Origin of the sequence: Pseudomonas sp. 24 E 13 (assembly GCF_900004715.1) — a bacterium.
GTDB lineage: Bacteria > Pseudomonadota > Gammaproteobacteria > Pseudomonadales > Pseudomonadaceae > Aquipseudomonas > Aquipseudomonas orientalis_A.
On record NZ_CVTO01000112.1, the window covers coordinates 1 to 16,149 of the forward strand.

The window sequence follows — 16,149 nt, forward strand, 5'->3', positions numbered from 1 at the left end:
CGACAGGCTGTTCAGCAGCAGGTGCAGGTGCAGCGGCGGCCGGAGCGGCAGCCGCAGGCGCTGCATCGGCAGCACCTTCGATTTCCAACTCCAGCAGTTCGTCGCCTTCTTTCAGGCGGTCGCCCAGCTTCACTTTCAGGCTCTTGACCACGCCGGCCTTGGGAGCAGGGATTTCCATGCTCGCCTTGTCCGATTCCAGGGTCAGGATGCTCTGGTCGGCTTCGACGGTGTCGCCGACCTTCACAAACAGCTCGATTACTTCACCTTCACCGCTGCCGATGTCAGGTACGCGAATGAGTTCGCTCACAAAAAATCTCCTCAGCAGTCCAGTGGGTTGCGTTTTTCCGGGTTGATCCCGAACTTGACGATGGCGTCAGCCACCACCTTGGGTTCGATCTCACCACGGTCAGCCAAGGCTTCCAGGGCTGCCAACACCACGAAGTGACGGTCGACTTCGAAGAAGTGACGCAGCTTCTTGCGGCTGTCACTGCGACCGAAACCGTCGGTGCCCAGGACTTTGAATTCCTTGGACGGGACCCACTGGCGAATTTGTTCAGCAAACAGTTTCATGTAGTCGGTAGAGGCGATGACCGGACCCTTACGGCCGGCCAGGCATTCTTCGACGTAGCTCTTGGCTGGTTTCTGGCCAGGGTGCAGGCGGTTGCTGCGCTCTACGGCCAGGCCGTCGCGACGCAGTTCGTTGAAGCTGGTCACGCTCCACACGTCGGCGCCGACGTTGAATTCGTCACGCAGGATCTTCGCCGCTTCACGCACTTCGCGCAGGATGGTGCCGGAGCCCATCAGTTGTACGTGGTGAGCCGCTTCCTTGGTGTCTTCCTCGAGCAGGTACATGCCCTTGATGATGCCTTCTTCCACACCGGCCGGCATGGCTGGCTGCTGGTAGGACTCGTTCATCACGGTGATGTAGTAGAAAACGTCCTGCTGCTCTTCGGTCATCTTCTTCATGCCGTCCTGGATGATCACCGCCAGCTCGTAGCCGTAGGTTGGATCAAAGGTGCGGCAGTTCGGGATGGTGGCAGCCAGGATGTGGCTGTGACCGTCTTCGTGTTGCAGGCCTTCGCCGTTCAGCGTGGTGCGGCCGGCAGTGCCGCCGATCAGGAAACCACGGGTACGGCTGTCGCCGGCTGCCCAGGCCAGGTCGCCAATACGTTGGAAGCCGAACATCGAGTAGAAGATGTAGAACGGCAGCATCGGCTGGTTGTGGCTGGAGTACGAAGTACCGGCAGCGATGAAGGAGCTCATGGCGCCCGCTTCGTTGATGCCTTCTTCGAGGATCTGGCCCTTCTTGTCTTCCTTGTAGAACATCACCTGGTCTTTATCGACTGGCTCGTAGAGCTGGCCGACGGAGGAGTAGATGCCCAACTGGCGGAACATGCCTTCCATACCGAAGGTACGGGCTTCGTCCGGGATGATCGGGACGATGCGCGAACCGATTTCCTTGTCCTTGACCAGTTGCGCAAGGATGCGCACGAAGGCCATGGTGGTGGAGATTTCACGGTCGCCCGAGCCGTCCAGGATAGCCTTGAGGGTATCGAGTGGCGGCGTCGGGATGCTCATGCTCTTGGCGCGGCGTTGCGGCACGAAACCGCCCAGGGCGCTACGACGCTCGCTGAGGTAACGGGCTTCGGCGCTGTTCGGCTCCGGCTTGAAGAACGGCAGGTTCTCCAGCTCTTCGTCCTTGACCGGGATGTCGAAGCGGTCGCGGAACAGCTTCAGGCTGTCGACGTCGACTTTCTTGGTGTTGTGCGCGGTGTTCTTCGCTTCGCCGGCACCGGTGCCATAACCCTTGATGGTCTTGGCCAGGATGACGGTCGGTTGTTCCTTGTGGTTGACCGCTTCGTGGTACGCCGCGTAGACCTTGTACGGGTCGTGGCCGCCACGGTTGAGTTTCCAGATCTCGTCGTCGGACAGGTCGGCAACCATCGCCTTGAGTTCAGGCGTGTTGAAGAAGTGCTCGCGAACGAACGCGCCGTCTTTGGCCTTGTAGTTCTGGTACTCGCCGTCGATGACTTCGTCCATGCGACGTTGCAGGATACCGTCGACGTCCTTGGCCAGCAGTGGGTCCCAGAAACGGCCCCAGATGACTTTGGTCACGTTCCAGTGAGCGCCGCGGAACACGCCTTCGAGTTCCTGGATGATCTTGCCGTTGCCGCGAACCGGGCCGTCGAGGCGCTGCAGGTTGCAGTTGATGACGAAGATCAGGTTGTCCAGCTTCTCGCGGCCGGCCAGGGAGATGGCGCCCAGGGATTCCGGCTCGTCGCACTCGCCGTCGCCCAGGAAGCACCAGACTTTCTGCTTGCCTTCGGGGATGAAGCCACGGGCTTCCAGGTACTTCATGAAGCGTGCCTGGTAGATCGCCTGGATCGGGCCCAGGCCCATGGATACCGTCGGGAACTGCCAGAAATCAGGCATCAGCCAAGGGTGCGGGTAGGACGACAGGCCCTGACCGTCGACTTCCTGGCGGAAGTTGTTCATTTGTTCTTCGCTGATGCGACCTTCCATGAACGCACGGGCGTAGACGCCTGGCGAGGTGTGGCCCTGGAAGTAGATCAGGTCGCCGCCGTGTTCGTCGGTCGGGGCCTGGAAGAAGTAGTTGAAGCCGATGTCATACAGGGTTGCGCTGGAAGCGAAGCTGGAGATGTGACCGCCCAGGTCCGAATCTTTCAAGTTCGTGCGCATTACCATCGCCATGGCGTTCCAACGTACCAGCGAGCGAATGCGGCGTTCCATGAACAGGTCGCCAGGCATGCGTGCTTCGTGGGTAACGGGGATGGTGTTGCGGTATGGCGTAGTGATGGCGTAAGGCAACTGCGAGCCGCTGCGGGTCGCGAGTTCGCCCATACGGGTCATCAGGTAATGAGCACGGTCTTCGCCTTCTTTGTCGAGAACCGATTCCAGGGCGTCCAGCCATTCCTGGGTTTCGACGGGATCGAGGTCTTGCATGGCTTGCTCCAGGGCGGAAAGGCTACCAGAATCGGTTGCCTGAAGTTTGCGACTGGCCTTGTGGGCAGACGACATAAATTCTTGGATGGCCGAAGGTTGCTTCGGCGTCCTGTAGTTTTACTACAAATCGTCGGCCATTTCAGCCTTTCGAATGTATATACGAGTAGTAAAACTACACAAGACCGAGCGTATGGCTCGGTCTGGCTGGTGAGCATAATCGTTATTGTTGGTCTATTGCGAACAAGAAAAGGTGAAAGTTTGATGTTGCCTGCCAAGATTAATTTAATTTCAGCTATTTGTAACTTTTGTTCGACAGTCCTTCATCGAGCAGGGCTCCTGCGTTCACAACTACACGCCATTTACCCGCCGATCAAGGATAGACCATGAGCCTTCCTACGCTGGCCGAACTGCCGGCCATTCTGTTGCCTTACGCCAGTCGGGCCGAGCAGTCATTTCGTGACGCCGTGGCCGCGCTGGATGACGATCATGGCCTTTCTGGCTGGACGCCGCAACGCTGGGCCGACTTCGCGCGGGTGTGCGCCGCCAGTGATTTCGTGATTGAACAGAGTGTTCGTGACCCTTTGATGTTGCTCGAGCTGGTGGCCTGGGGCGAGCTGGACCGGGGTTTTGCGCCGGGTGAACTGTGCGGGCAGATTGCCGGTGCCGTGCAACAGGCCGATACAGAAGAGCAGATGGGCCGTGTGCTGCGCCGCCAGCGCACGCGCCAGCAGGTGCGCATCATCTGGCGCGACCTGACCCGCCAGGCTGACCTGGTGCAAACCTGTCGCGACCTCTCCGACATGGCCGACGCCTGTATCGACCAGGCCTACCAGTGGCTGTACCAGCGCCATTGCGTGCAGTTCGGCACGCCAACCGGGCGGCGCAGCGGCGAGGCGCAGCACATGGTCATCCTCGGCATGGGCAAGCTCGGGGCCGTGGAGCTGAACCTGTCGTCGGATATCGACCTGATCTTCGCCTACCCCGAAGGCGGCGAGACAGTAGGGGTCAAGCGCGCCCTGGATAACCAGGAGTTTTTCATCCGTCTTGGTCAAAAATTGATCAAGGCCCTCGACCCGATGACCGTCGACGGTTTCGTCTTTCGCGTCGACATGCGCCTGCGCCCCTACGGTTCGGCGGGTGCGCTGGTACTCAGCTTCAACGCGCTGGAGCAGTACTACCAGGACCAGGGCCGCGACTGGGAACGTTACGCCATGATCAAGGCCCGCGTCGTCGCCGGAGACCAGGTGGCCGGCGCGCAACTGCTCGACATGCTGCGCCCGTTCGTCTATCGCCGTTACCTGGACTTCTCGGCCATCGAAGCGCTGCGCACCATGAAGCAGTTGATCCAGCAGGAAGTGCGGCGCAAGGGCATGGCCGACAATATCAAGCTGGGTTCGGGCGGTATTCGCGAGGTGGAATTTATCGCCCAGGCGTTTCAACTGATCCACGGTGGTCGCGACCTCAGCCTGCAGCAACGCCCGCTGTTGAACGTGCTCGGCACCCTGGAAGGCCAGGGCTACCTGCCGCCTGCGGTGATTGCCGAGCTGCGCAATGGCTACGAATTCCTGCGTTACACCGAGCACGCGATCCAGGCGATTGCCGACCGCCAGACCCAAATGCTCCCGGACAGCCCCGAAGACCAGGCGCGTATTGCCTTCATGCTGGGCTTTGCCGATTGGGCCGCGTTCCACGAGCGCTTGATGTATTGGCGTGGGCGAGTGGATTGGCATTTCCGCCAAGTGATTGCCGACCCTGATGAAGAAGAGGGTGAAGAAAGCGAGTTGGTTGTCGGTGGGGAGTGGCTTCCGCTGTGGGAAGAGTCCCAGGACGACGACGCGGCCTGCCGCCAATTGGGCGAAGGCGGCTTTACTGACGCGCCCAAGGCGCTCAAAGCCCTGGCCGGCCTGCGCGGTAGCCCCCAACTGCGCGCCATGCAGCGCCTCGGTCGCGAGCGCCTGGATGCGTTTATCCCGCGCTTGCTGGCCCAGGCTGTCGAACACGCCAATCCGGACCTGGTACTGGAGCGCGTACTGCCCCTGGTGGAGGCCGTCGCGCGGCGTTCCGCTTACCTGGTGCTGCTCACCGAGAATCCCGACGCCCTGCGCCGTCTATTGACCCTGTGCGCCGCGAGCCCGTGGATCGCCGAGCAGATCACGCGCTTTCCGCTGTTGCTGGATGAATTGCTCAACGAAGGACGCTTGTTCAAGCCACCGCTGGCGCCGGAACTGGCCGCCGAGTTGCGCGAGCGCCTCACGCGTATCCCCGAAGACGACCTCGAGCAGCAGATGGAAGCGCTGCGCCATTTCAAGCTGGCGCACCGTCTGCGCGTGGCGGCGTCGGAAATCGCCGGCAGCCTGCCGTTGATGAAAGTCAGCGACTACCTCACCTGGCTCGCCGAAGCCATTCTCGAGCAAGTGCTGGCCCTGGCCTGGCGCCAGACCGTCGCCCGTCACGGCTCGCCGCAACGGCTGGACGGCAGCCTGTGCGATCCCGGGTTCATCATTGTCGGTTATGGAAAGGTCGGCGGTATCGAACTGGGGCATGGTTCGGACCTGGACCTGGTGTTTATCCATGACGGCGACCCGCAGGCCGAGACCGACGGCGCCAAGCCGATCGACGGCGCGCAGTTCTTCACGCGCCTGGGCCAGCGCATCATTCACCTGCTGACCACCCAGACCAACTCCGGCCAGTTGTACGAAGTGGATATGCGTCTGCGACCTTCAGGGGCGTCCGGCTTGCTGGTCAGTTCGCTGGGCGCATTCGACCGCTATCAACAAAATGAAGCCTGGACCTGGGAGCATCAGGCGCTGATTCGCGCACGCGTCCTGGTCGGCAGCCAGGATGTGGGCCATGCATTCGAGCAGGTACGCGCTAACGTGTTGGGGCGTGAGCGGGATCTGGCCAAGCTGCGCCAGGAGGTCAGCGAGATGCGCGCCAAGATGCGCGATAACCTGGGAACCAAGAGCACAACGGCCGGCAGGGGCGCCAATGCCTTCGAAGCCACGGCGCTGTTCGACCTCAAGCAGGACGCCGGAGGTATCGTCGATATTGAATTTATGGTGCAATACGCCGCTTTGGCGTGGTCTGCGCAACATCCATCGTTGCTGCGCTACACCGACAATATCCGCATCCTCGAGGGCCTGGAGCAGGTCGGGCTGATGCCCGCCGCCGATGCTCACTTGCTGCGTGAAGTGTATAAGGCCTACCGCTCAGCCGCGCACCGCCAAGCCTTGCAGAACGAGGCCGGTACGGTGGCCGGCGACCAGTTCGCCGACGAACGGCGACAGGTGATGCGAATCTGGCAAACGCTGGGCTTGAGCTGAAACACTATTAGGGCGGGGAGGCATAAGCCTCCCCGCATCGTTTGTGGAAATGACATGAATATTCTGATCGTTGGGCCCAGCTGGGTCGGAGACATGGTGATGGCGCAGACACTGTTCCAGTGCCTGCGGCTGCGCTATCCGGACTGCCAGATCGACGTGCTCGCCCCTGAGTGGAGCCGGCCGATCCTTGAGCGCATGCCGCAAGTGCGCAAGGCCTTGAGCTTTCCGCTCGGCCATGGCGCGCTGGAATTGGCGACCCGCCGTCGCATCGGCAAAGCCATGGCCGGCCAGTACGACCAGGCCATCCTGTTGCCCAACTCGCTGAAGTCGGCGCTGGTGCCGTTTTTTGCCGGCATCCCCAAGCGTACCGGCTGGCGCGGCGAGTTTCGCTACGTGCTGCTCAATGACGTACGCACCCTGGATAAAGCCCGCTATCCGCTGATGATCGAACGTTTCATGGCCCTGGCCTACGAGCCGGGCGCCGAACTGCCCAAGCCGTACCCGCGCCCCAGCTTGCAGATTGACCCGGTGACCCGCGCTGCGGCGCTGGCCAAGTTCGGCCTGACGCTGGATCGCCCGGTATTGGCGCTGTGCCCGGGCGCCGAGTTTGGCGAGTCCAAGCGCTGGCCGTCGGAGCATTACGCCAAGGTCGCCGAGACCAGGATTCGCGAAGGCTGGCAGGTGTGGCTGTTTGGCTCGAAGAACGATCATTCGGTGGGTGAGGATATTCGCCAGCGCCTGATTCCGGGCCTGCGCGAAGAGGCGGTGAACCTCAGTGGCGAAACGTCCCTGGCCGAGGCCATCGACTTGCTGTCGTGCGCCGACGCGGTGGTGTCCAATGATTCCGGCCTGATGCACGTTGCCGCCGCGCTGAACCGTCCCTTGGTGGCGGTGTACGGCTCGACGTCACCCGGCTTCACCCCGCCCCTGGCGGACAAGGTCGAAGTGGTGCGCCTGGGCCTGGATTGCAGCCCCTGTTTTGAGCGCACCTGCCGTTTCGGCCACTACAATTGCCTGCGCCAATTGCTGCCGCAGCCGGTGACCGACGCGTTGCAGCGGTTGCAGGGCGACGTGGTCGAGGTTCACTGAGTTGCGGGTACTGGTAATCAAGACCTCATCCCTGGGCGACGTGATCCACGCCTTGCCGGCACTGACCGATGCGGCGCGGGCGATCCCCGGCATCCGTTTCGACTGGGTGGTGGAAGAAGGCTTCGCTGAAATCCCGACCTGGCACCCGGCGGTAGACAAGGTGATCCCGGTGGCGATTCGTCGCTGGCGCAAGAACCTCTGGCAAACCCTCAAGAGCGGCGAATGGCGGCGGTTCAAACAGGCGCTGCAGTCGACCCGGTATGACCTGGTGATCGACGCCCAGGGCCTGTTGAAAAGTGCCTGGCTGACCCGCTACGTGCGGGCGCCGGTAGCCGGGTTCGATAAAAGCTCGGCACGCGAACCCCTGGCGGCGCGCTTTTATTCCCGCCGCCTGGCCGTGGCCCGCGGGCAACATGCGGTGGAGCGCCTGCGCCAACTGTTTGGCGTGGCGTTGGGTTACGACCTGCCCAAGGGCCTGGGCGACTATGGCCTGAGCGTCGAGAAACTGCTGGGTCTGCCGCCGAAGAAACCTTTCGTGCTGCTGCTGCACGGTACGACCTGGGACACCAAGCACTGGCCCGAGGCCTACTGGCGCGAACTGGCCGAACGCATGGGCCGCCTGGGCGTGGACGTGAAATTGCCGTGGGGCAGCGCCATCGAAAAGGCCCGCGCCGAGCGCCTGGCTCAAGGCCTGGCCAACGCCGAAGTGCTGCCAAAACTGAACCTGGCGGGCGTGGCCCGTGTGTTGGCCGGTGCCCGTGCCTGTGTGGCGGTGGACACCGGTCTGGGCCATCTGGCGGCTGCGCTGGATGTGCCGACCATTTCGCTGTTCGGGCCTACCAATCCGGGCCTCACCGGCGCCTACGGCAAAGGCCAGATCCACCTGGCCAGCGACTGGCCGTGTGCGCCGTGCCTGCAAAAGCAATGCACTTATCAACCCACCGCCGATGACCTGCGGCGGTTCGACATCAAGCGCGAGTCGCCCCTGTGCTTCACGCGCCTCAATCCTGAGCGTGTAGCGAGCCGGCTGAGCACGTTGTTACTGGCTGAGGAGCTGCACTGATGCAACTGGCTTTCGTACTGTACAAATATTTTCCCTTCGGTGGCCTGCAGCGCGACTTCATGCGCATCGCCCTGGAGTGCCAGCAACGCGGGCATAAAATCCGCGTGTACACCTTGATCTGGGAGGGCGATATCCCGCCGGGCTTCGAAGTGCTGGTGGCGCCGGTCAAGGCATTCTTCAACCATCGGCGCAACGAGAAGCTCAGCGCGTGGATGAAAGCCGACCTTGCCAAACGCCCGGTGGATCGCCTGATCGGCTTCAACAAGATGCCCGACCTTGATGTGTACTACGCCGCCGACGGCTGCTTTGAAGACAAGGCGCAAAACCTGCGTCATTCGCTGTACCGTTATTTTGGTCGTTACAAACACTTTGCCGACTACGAGCGCGCCGTGTTTGCCAAGGACGCCAAGACCGAAATCCTGATGATTTCCGAGGTGCAGCAGCCGCTGTTCATCAAACATTACGCCACACCGCTGGAACGCTTCCACCTGCTGCCGCCGGGCATTGCCCAGGATCGCCGTGCGCCGCCGGATGCGGCCATGATACGCGAAGGGTTCCGCGAGGAATTCGGCCTGGACGAGGACGACTTGCTGCTGGTGCAGATCGGTTCGGGCTTCAAGACCAAGGGCGTCGACCGCAGCCTCAAGGCGCTGGCGGCGTTACCGTCGCAATTGAAGAAACGCACCCGTCTGTTTGTAATCGGCCAGGACGACCCCAAAGTATTCCAATTGCAGAGCGCCACATTGGGTTTGGGCGATAACGTGCAGTTCCTCAAGGGGCGCAGCGATATCCCGCGTTTCCTGCTGGGCGCCGACCTGTTGATCCACCCGGCGTATAACGAAAACACCGGCACGGTCTTGCTCGAAGCCCTGGTGGCCGGGTTGCCGGTGCTGGTCTCGGCGGTATGTGGTTATGCCCATTACATCGCCGAAGCCGACAGTGGCCTGGTCCTGGATGAGCCGTTCGAACAGACGCAGCTCAACGGGTACCTGGCGCGGATGTTGTCTGATTCTGCACAGCGCGCGGCCTGGGGCCGCAATGGGTTGGCCTTCGCCGAGACGGCCGACCTCTATAGCATGCCGCAGCACGCTGCGGATGTGATTCTGGCGGAGCCAAAACGATGAAATTGATGCTTGCCGAACCGTTCAAAACCCTCTGGGCCGGGCAGGATGTGTTCGCCGCTGTCGAGTGCCTGCAAGGCGAGGTTTACCGTGAACTGGAGGCGCGTCGCACGCTGCGTACCGAGGTGGATGGCCGCGGCTACTTTGTGAAGATCCATCGTGGGATCGGCTGGGGCGAGATCGTCAAGAACCTTGTGACCGCCAAGCTGCCGGTGCTGGGCGCCGGTCAGGAATGGCTGGCGATCCAGCGCCTGCAGGCACTGGGCGTGCCGACCATGACCGCCGTGGCCTATGGCGAGCGCGGCAGCAACCCGGCCGATCAGCACTCCTTCATCATTACCGAAGAACTGGCGCCGACTGTCAGCCTCGAAGATTTCAGCATCGACTGGCTCAAGCAGCCGCCGCAGCCGCGTCTCAAGCGCGCGCTGATCGCTGAAGTGGCGCGCATGACCGGCATGATGCATCGCGGCGGCGTCAACCACCGTGATTGCTACATCTGCCACTTCCTGCTGCACACCGATACGCCGGTGACGGCCGATAACTTCAAGCTCTCGATCATCGACCTGCACCGCGCCCAGACGCGCGACAAAATCAGCCATCGCTGGCGTGACAAGGACCTGGCCGCGCTGTACTTCTCGGCGCTGGACATCGGCCTGACCCGCCGCGACAAACTGCGCTTTCTCAAGGGCTATTTCCAGCAGCCGCTGCGCCAGATCCTCGCCGAGGAAAGCGCTCTGTTGCTGTGGCTGCAAGGCAAGGCCGACAAGCTCTACGCGCGCAAACAGCGTTACGGGGATGCACTCTGATGGCGGGTTGGAATCTGGAACCCGCTTACGCTGCGCTCGCGGACGACTTTGGCAGCCTGGAAGCCGTGTTCGCCCTGCAAGGCGAGCGCCTGACCCGCGACCCGCTGTCGGAAGTCATCCGGGTGGAGCGCGGCGGGATCAATTATTACGTCAAGCGGTACGTCGGCGCCGGCAAAGGCCTGCGCCGCTACCTGGGCAAGCCGCGGGTGAAATCCGAATGGCAGAACCTCAAGCGCTTCGCCAAATGGGGGATTCCGACCGCCGATGTGGTGGCCTGGGGCCTGGATCGCAAGGGCCTGGCCTATGACCGGGGTGCAATGATTACCCGGGAATTGCCCAGGACCGAGGATTTATCGGTATTGGCCGAACGTAATGACCCGCGTCTGAAAGACCCTCGCTGGGTCGACGGTATCAGCCGTCAGCTCGCCGAGTACACGCGGACCATGCACGACCATCGCTTCACCCATAACGACTTGAAGTGGCGCAACCTGCTGGTGGACGATCAGCGCACCCTGTACATGATCGACTGTCCCAACGGCGATTTCTGGCGCGGCTTCTGGCTCAAATACCGCATTACCAAAGACCTGGCCTGCCTGGACAAGGTCGCCAAGTATCATCTGTCGGCCACCCAGCGCCTGCGTTTCTACATGCAATACCGCCAACGCACGCACCTGACGACGTCAGACAAACAACGGATTCGCCATGTGGTGAAGTTTTTCGAGGGGCGTGAATGAGTGACTTCCTCGCGGTCGAAGACCGCGCTTTGCTTGAGCGCAACGGCCTGGCCAGCTTCGATACGTTGTGGGCCAAGCAACTGGATGCGGTGGATGAGCCCAACACCAGCGGCGACGGATGGAGCAGCGTGTATCGCCTGGAACTTGAGGGTCAGGGTTACTACCTCAAGCGCCAGAGCAACTACCTGACGCGTACCTTGTACCGGCCGTTCGGCGAGCCAAGTTTTGCCCGTGAGTTTCGTAATATCAGCCTGTACCGCAAGCTGGGCATTCCTGCCTTGCAGGCGGTGTTCTTCGGCGAGCGCAAGGTCAAGGGCGAGCGCCGTGCGATGTTGCTTACCCGCGCCCTGGACGGTTGGAACGATTTGGACTCGTTGCTGGAACACTGGTCGCAGTCGAGCGACGCACAGCAGCGCGCCATCCTGCTGGCCTGCGGCAGGCTTGCGCGTCGGTTGCACAGCGTGGGGCAGGTGCATGGCTGTTTTTATCCCAAGCATATTTTCCTGCAGGCCACCGCTGACGGTTACGCCGCGCAGTTGATCGACCTTGAGAAAACCCGCCCTTTGTTGTTCGGCTGGCGTGACCGGGTCAAGGACCTCGAACCCCTGCTGCGCCGCGCGCCGCAATGGTCGGATGCGCAGGTGCGACAGCTGCTGGCGGCGTATCTTGAGCAGCCTGAAGACAGTGCGCTGGTCGCCACCTGGTATCAGCGTCTTACCGCGCGCCGCAGTCACAAGGAAAACCGCTGATGCGTTTGTCCGAGCTGAAAAACGCCGGCCGTACTCCCAGCCTGCCGCTGACCCTAGACCTGGTCGATGCGGCAGGCCCGGGCCAACTGCAACTGCTCAGCCTGCTGCGGGTTTTGCCGGGGCAGCGCTACGTCGGCGCCGCAATATGGCGCGGTCGCCCGGTGCTGGCCAAGCTGCTGGTTGGCAACTCGGCGGCGCGGCATTTCCAGCGTGAGCGCAGCGGGGTGCGTTTGCTGGCCGAACAAGGCCTGACCACGCCGCTGTTGCTGGCCGACGGTTTGCAGGAAGGCGAGGGTGGCTGGCTGCTGTTCGAGTTTCTTGAAGGCGCCCTCAGCCTGGCCGACGCCTGGCGCGCTGTCGAAAGCTTGCCGCCATTGGCCGACGAACAAACCGCCGTGCTCGCCGACGCGCTGGGCGCGATTGCGCAGATGCATGCCAAGGGCTTGTGGCAGGAAGACCTGCACCTGGACAACCTGCTGCGCCAGGGCGGTAAGCTGTATCTGATTGATGGCGCGGGGATTCGTGTCGAAGAGGCGGGCAAGCCGCTGTCGCGCAATCGCGTGCTGGAAAACCTCGGGGTGTTCTTTGCCCAGTTGCCGAAAAACCTCGCGCCGTTTACCGAAGAATTGCTGGTGTATTACCTGCTGGCCAACGGCGAACATGCCTTGCCGCTGGAGGCTCTGGAAAAGCAGGTGCGCAAAGTCAGCGCCTGGCGCTTGCGCGACTACCTGAACAAGGTCGGCCGCGAGTGCACCCTGTTCAGTGTGGTACGTGGCGCCTTTGGTCTGCGCGCGATTCGCCGTGAGGAAGAGGCGGCCATGCTGCCAGTGCTTGAAAAGGCCGATGCGCTGCTCGACCAGGGCCATCTGTACAAGACCGGCGGCGCCGCGAGCGTGGCCAGGGTCGAAGTGGCCGGCCGGCCTCTGGTGATCAAGCGCTACAACATCAAGGGTTTCACCCACTGGCTCAAACGCTTCTGGCGCCCGAGCCGTGCCTGGCATTCCTGGCGCGAAGGCAATCGCCTGGCGTTCCTCGGCTTTGCTACGCCCAAGCCGCTGGCGGTCCTGGAGAAGCGCTTTTTCTGGTTGCGCAGCCGTGCCTATCTGGTCACCGAATACCTGCCGGGGCCGGACATCATCGAGCGCTTTGCGCCCTATGTCGAACGCGGCGACGCGCCGGAAGATGAACTGCTGGCGCTGGACCGGCTGTTCGCCGAGTTGATCGAGGCGCGCATCAGCCATGGGGATTTCAAGGGGCATAACCTGTTCTGGAGCGAAGGGCGCTGGGCGATGATCGACCTGGACGCCATGTGCCAACACAGCTCGGTTGCCAGCTTTGCTGCGGCGTATGCCAAAGACCGTGCGCGGTTCATGCGCAACTGGCCGCAGGACAGTGCGTTGTATCGGGTGATTGATCAGCGGTTGCCCAAAGAGGTCAGCGTCGCCGGGTGAAGCGGGCCTTCGGCCCTATCGGGGGCAAGCCCCCTCCCACATTTGACTGTATTTACACATCTGAAGGTGTGAGCGCGGTCAGTGTGGGAGGGGGCTTGCCCCCGATGCGGTGTGTCAGTGAATGCCTGTGTAACTGACCCACCGCTATCGGGCGCAAGCTCCCTCCCACATTAGAATTGGTATTCAGCCCCAGCGCCTGCATACCACGACCGCCCCGGCGCCGCTTCATAGTAGCGCCCATTGCCGTCCCCCACGATCACCGAGCCCACATACTGGCGATCCAGCAGGTTATCCAGGCGCAAGGTCTGGTGGAATGTCCAGTGCTCGATCTTCTGCTCAAACCGTGCGCGCCAGTTGAATACGCTGTAGCCCGGTGCGGCGTGTTGGCGGTTGGTGTCTTCGACATAGACTTTGCTGCGGTACATGCCTTCGATGGCGGTGCTGACCCAGTCCCGTGGTTTCCAGTTCAGCTCGGTGAACAGCGTGGTTTGCGGCACGCCGGGCAGGTAGTTGCCTTTGTCGATGGTGTTCGCGCCGCTGGCAAAGTCGCTGTCGTAGGTGGCTTGCAGGCGGGTGTAGGCGAGGTTGGCGCTCCACTGCTCGCTGAGTTGGCTCTCGACCCCAAGTTCGAATCCACGGCGCAGCGTGCGACCGGCATTTTGATAGCTGGTGCGACCGCCGATGGATTGCTGCACCACCAGTTCGTCATCAGTGGTGATCTGAAACAGCGCAGCGTTGATGCGGGTGCTGTTCAGTTGTGCCTTCAACCCTATTTCATATTGCGTGCTTTGCGACGGCTTCAAGCCAAAGTTGAAACCCTCGATGTTACCCGGCGCATAGGCCAGCTCGGCCTGGGTGGGCGTTTCGAAGCCTTTGCCGGCACTGACGTAACCGTGCAGGTCGGGCGTGAAGGCGTACATCACGCTCATCGACGGAGTGTTCTTCTGGTAGGTCTTGCTGCCGCTGGCGTCGCCGTTGCCGAGGAATTGATCGTCCACCTCCAGTTCCATGGTGCTGTGGCGAATGCCGGCCTGCAGGGTCCAGCGGCCAAGGGCCCAGTTGGCCTGGAGGTAAGGGTCGAGGCTGCGCGCGGTGTCGATTTCATCGCGGCGCAGCTGGCCTTTCACGCCCAGGGTGGCGCCGCTGTAGTTCTGATAGCCGTGGCGGCTGTCTTCGCTCTGGTCGAAGTCCAGGCCCGCGATGATCGTCAACTCCCCCGGCGCGCTCTGGATAGGCTGCATCCAGCGCGCGCTGCCACCGTAGAACGTGCGGTCAAACTGCACCACGCCACCGCCGCGCTCGTTGGCGGGGGTGCCCCTGGGGATCGACAGGTACTGAATCACACTGCGCCGCCCCGTATACGCATTCACCTGCAGCGTCGCATCGCCGATGTAGCGCTCGTAGTTCATGCCCAGTTGCTGATGGTCGATGCTTTTACGCGTGTTGTAGGTCAGCGCATTGGTGCTCACCGAGCGCGGGTCAGCCTTGTACGCTGCCCAGGTCTGCCCCAGCGGGTCCTGCGTACCGTTCTGCTCCAGGCTGCTGTAGATCAACGCCAGCTTGCTGTCGTCATCGGGCTGGAAGTTGAGCTTGGCGAACGTCTGGTCACGGCGTGCGCTGCTGTGATCGCGGTAGCCATTGGTGTCCATGCGCGAGGCGTCCAGCACAAAGCCTGCACCCTCGGCTGCGCCTTCGGCGGTGAGGTGGTTTTTGCTCAGCCCGTCGCTGCCCACCAGGGTTTCGGCGCCGATGCGTGGCGGGCCTTCGCCGTTGCGGGAGAACATCTGGATCACCCCGCCGGCGTTGCTGCCATACAGGGTGGCTGCCGGGCCGCGCAGGACTTCGATGCGCTCGGCGGTGTCGAGGTTGAACGTTGCCGCCTGGCCCTGGCCATCCGGGGTGCTGGCGGGGATGCCGTCGGCAACCAGCTTGATGCCGCGCACCCCGAACGCCGAGCGGGCACCGAAGCCACGGGAAGAAATCTGCAGGTCCTGCGCATAGTTCTGGCGGTTCTGCACCACCAGGCCAGGCACGCGGGACAGGGCTTCGGAGGCGTTGATGCCAAGTTGGCCGTCACTGATCTGTTCGCGGCTGATGGCGTCCACCGAGTACGGCAGGTCGAAGGTCGGGCTGGCGCTGCGCGAGCCGGTGACCACGCTGGGGTCCAGCAGCAACGGCGTTTCTTCGGCCTGGACGGTGCTGCACAGGCCCAGCAGGAGCAGGGCGAGGGGAGTGGGAGCGGGTAGGGTCATGAAGAGGCCGAGTCCGTGGCGCAACGCATGTTGAGTGGCGTAGGCGCAAATGTCGCAAGTTTAACGATTCCCCTCGATTTTGCCGAACCTGATTGCCGTTGGGCTGAACAGGAAGTTTCCCACGCAAAGCGACGGCGCCAGGCGTCTGGACCATTGGATGGGCGATGCTAGATTTTCGACCTCATTCAAAAAAGAAGAGCTGGGCATGTGCACAACCAATATGAAGTTGCTGGTGCTGGCGTGGAGTGCGTCGATGATGGTTGGCTGCGGGACCGTCACCACGGTGATGCGTGAAGATGCGGTTACCGTTCGCGCGCTCAAGGCGGATAAAACCTATTGCCAGTCCGTGCCGCGTATCTACAGTGGGGTGACGTATAACCTGTGTGTCCTACACGGGCCGCCGAATACGGGGAGCAGCCTGGCGCTGAACAGCGTGCCCTGGACCTTCATTGATGTGCCGCTCTCCGGCGTCATGGACACGCTCTTGCTGCCCTACACCGTCTACCGGCAAAGCGCCGACGGCAGCATCGACCTGCGCTAGCCCCTTGCCGCTAACAGCTTCCTGCTGCTTTTAAGTTATAATCCCGCCCTTTAGCT

Annotated in this window: 12 protein-coding genes; 9 read left to right on the forward strand and 3 right to left on the reverse strand. The window is 62.2% G+C overall.

Going from position 1 to position 16,149, the window contains the following annotated elements; genetic code table 11:
- Together BFP90_RS11200 and aceE are read right to left on the reverse strand one after the other, a co-directional pair.
- Nucleotides 1-307: biotin/lipoyl-containing protein (locus tag BFP90_RS11200; RefSeq protein WP_305118398.1), on the reverse strand; the 307-nt coding region annotated here is incomplete at its 3' end.
- A gap of 11 nt (nucleotides 308-318) precedes the next feature.
- Nucleotides 319-2,964, reverse strand: a complete 2,646-nt coding sequence (aceE, locus tag BFP90_RS11205; RefSeq protein ID WP_065894434.1) for a pyruvate dehydrogenase (acetyl-transferring), homodimeric type — start codon at nucleotides 2,962-2,964, stop codon at nucleotides 319-321.
- Nucleotides 2,965-3,347: 383 nt separating this feature from the next.
- Between aceE and glnE the strand changes: the two genes are divergently transcribed.
- The 8 genes from glnE to BFP90_RS11245 are packed head-to-tail and all read left to right on the forward strand — an operon-like array spanning nucleotide 3,348 to nucleotide 13,300.
- Nucleotides 3,348-6,287, forward strand: coding sequence for a bifunctional [glutamate--ammonia ligase]-adenylyl-L-tyrosine phosphorylase/[glutamate--ammonia-ligase] adenylyltransferase (glnE, locus tag BFP90_RS11210; RefSeq protein ID WP_065896702.1), 2,940 nt, complete (start codon nucleotides 3,348-3,350; stop codon nucleotides 6,285-6,287).
- Nucleotides 6,288-6,341: 54 nt separating this feature from the next.
- Nucleotides 6,342-7,376, forward strand: a complete 1,035-nt coding sequence (gene waaF / locus BFP90_RS11215) for a lipopolysaccharide heptosyltransferase II (protein WP_065894438.1) — start codon at nucleotides 6,342-6,344, stop codon at nucleotides 7,374-7,376.
- 1 nt (nucleotide 7,377) lies between these two features.
- Nucleotides 7,378-8,439, forward strand: coding sequence for a lipopolysaccharide heptosyltransferase I (waaC, locus tag BFP90_RS11220; RefSeq protein WP_065896703.1), 1,062 nt, complete (start codon nucleotides 7,378-7,380; stop codon nucleotides 8,437-8,439).
- Nucleotides 8,439-9,563: a glycosyltransferase family 4 protein gene (locus BFP90_RS11225; RefSeq protein ID WP_065896704.1), complete on the forward strand. Its 1,125-nt coding sequence runs from the start codon at nucleotides 8,439-8,441 to the stop codon at nucleotides 9,561-9,563. Before waaC ends, BFP90_RS11225 begins: the two co-directional genes overlap by 1 nt.
- The gene (rfaP, locus tag BFP90_RS11230; RefSeq protein ID WP_065896705.1) at nucleotides 9,560-10,366 is read left to right on the forward strand and encodes a lipopolysaccharide core heptose(I) kinase RfaP; all 807 of its coding nucleotides are present in this window, start codon (nucleotides 9,560-9,562) and stop codon (nucleotides 10,364-10,366) included. Before BFP90_RS11225 ends, rfaP begins: the two co-directional genes overlap by 4 nt.
- Nucleotides 10,366-11,100 carry a lipopolysaccharide kinase InaA family protein gene (locus BFP90_RS11235; RefSeq protein ID WP_065886570.1) on the forward strand — a complete coding sequence of 245 codons (735 nt, stop codon included), beginning with the start codon at nucleotides 10,366-10,368 and terminating at the stop codon, nucleotides 11,098-11,100. Before rfaP ends, BFP90_RS11235 begins: the two co-directional genes overlap by 1 nt.
- Nucleotides 11,097-11,849 carry a lipopolysaccharide kinase InaA family protein gene (locus tag BFP90_RS11240; RefSeq protein WP_065896706.1) on the forward strand — a complete coding sequence of 251 codons (753 nt, stop codon included), beginning with the start codon at nucleotides 11,097-11,099 and terminating at the stop codon, nucleotides 11,847-11,849. Before BFP90_RS11235 ends, BFP90_RS11240 begins: the two co-directional genes overlap by 4 nt.
- The gene (locus BFP90_RS11245) at nucleotides 11,849-13,300 is read left to right on the forward strand and encodes a lipopolysaccharide kinase InaA family protein (protein ID WP_065896707.1); all 1,452 of its coding nucleotides are present in this window, start codon (nucleotides 11,849-11,851) and stop codon (nucleotides 13,298-13,300) included. The genes BFP90_RS11240 and BFP90_RS11245 overlap by 1 nt, the downstream gene beginning before the upstream one ends.
- Before the next feature lie 170 nt (nucleotides 13,301-13,470).
- Here the strand turns inward: BFP90_RS11245 and BFP90_RS11250 are convergent, their stop codons facing one another.
- A complete protein-coding gene (locus tag BFP90_RS11250) occupies nucleotides 13,471-15,552 on the reverse strand; it encodes a TonB-dependent receptor family protein (RefSeq protein ID WP_065896708.1) in 2,082 nt (693 codons plus the stop codon).
- Nucleotides 15,553-15,757: 205 nt separating this feature from the next.
- Here BFP90_RS11250 and BFP90_RS11255 point away from each other — a divergent pair, with 205 nt between their 5' ends.
- Complete coding sequence (locus tag BFP90_RS11255) at nucleotides 15,758-16,093, forward strand: YceK/YidQ family lipoprotein (protein WP_083203224.1); 336 nt, start codon at nucleotides 15,758-15,760, stop codon at nucleotides 16,091-16,093.
- The last annotated feature ends 56 nt before the right edge of the window (nucleotides 16,094-16,149 follow it).

Excerpts from the sequence above, each read along its gene's own strand:
- BFP90_RS11240 (WP_065896706.1), top strand. The coding sequence starts at position 11,097 with ATGAGTGACTTCCTCGCGGTCGAAGACCGCGCTTTGCTTGAGCGCAAC.
- glnE (WP_065896702.1), top strand. The coding sequence starts at position 3,348 with ATGAGCCTTCCTACGCTGGCCGAACTGCCGGCCATTCTGTTGCCTTAC.
- BFP90_RS11250 (WP_065896708.1), bottom strand. The coding sequence starts at position 15,552 with ATGACCCTACCCGCTCCCACTCCCCTCGCCCTGCTCCTGCTGGGCCTG.
- BFP90_RS11245 (WP_065896707.1), top strand. The coding sequence starts at position 11,849 with ATGCGTTTGTCCGAGCTGAAAAACGCCGGCCGTACTCCCAGCCTGCCG.
- BFP90_RS11255 (WP_083203224.1), top strand. The coding sequence starts at position 15,758 with ATGTGCACAACCAATATGAAGTTGCTGGTGCTGGCGTGGAGTGCGTCG.
- BFP90_RS11235 (WP_065886570.1), top strand. The coding sequence starts at position 10,366 with ATGGCGGGTTGGAATCTGGAACCCGCTTACGCTGCGCTCGCGGACGAC.
- rfaP (WP_065896705.1), top strand. The coding sequence starts at position 9,560 with ATGAAATTGATGCTTGCCGAACCGTTCAAAACCCTCTGGGCCGGGCAG.
- waaF (WP_065894438.1), top strand. The coding sequence starts at position 6,342 with ATGAATATTCTGATCGTTGGGCCCAGCTGGGTCGGAGACATGGTGATG.
- aceE (WP_065894434.1), bottom strand. The coding sequence starts at position 2,964 with ATGCAAGACCTCGATCCCGTCGAAACCCAGGAATGGCTGGACGCCCTG.
- BFP90_RS11225 (WP_065896704.1), top strand. The coding sequence starts at position 8,439 with ATGCAACTGGCTTTCGTACTGTACAAATATTTTCCCTTCGGTGGCCTG.